1 protein-coding gene is annotated in these 432 nt (G+C 63.4%); it reads left to right on the forward strand.

What is annotated here, in order from left to right:
- Window positions 1-432, forward strand: a 432-nt coding sequence (locus P1K30_RS23865) for a calcium-binding protein (RefSeq protein ID WP_275635241.1), incomplete at both ends; no start/stop codon positions are given.

The raw sequence follows: 432 nt of genomic DNA on the forward strand, positions 1-432 counted from the left end.
GCGACGATACCCTGATCGGGGGCGGCGGAGCCGATTATCTGAACGGTGGGGGCGGCAACGACAGCGTGGTCGGCGACGCCGGGAACGACACGATCGATGGCGGGAGCGGTGAAGATACGCTGGAAGGCGGGGTAGGGAACGACAGCATCACGGACTACAGTTCTTCGACCGATGCGAACAGCTTTTCTGGCGGCGAAGGCGACGACACCCTGCGTGGCTATGGTACCTATTTCGACGGTGGGATCGGACAGGATCGGATCGAGTTCGGCAGCCAGTCCGGTGCCGGCATCGTTGTAAACGGCGGCGATGGTGCCGATACCATTTCGCGGAACAGCAGTGTCGCTACCGACACGGCGGTGCTGATCGATGGCGGCGCAGGCGACGATACCATCACAGGGACCCGTTACGGGCTGGACACGATCCTTGGCGGGG

Source organism: Psychromarinibacter halotolerans, assembly GCF_029168315.1.
In the GTDB taxonomy this organism is placed as follows: domain Bacteria; phylum Pseudomonadota; class Alphaproteobacteria; order Rhodobacterales; family Rhodobacteraceae; genus Psychromarinibacter; species Psychromarinibacter halotolerans.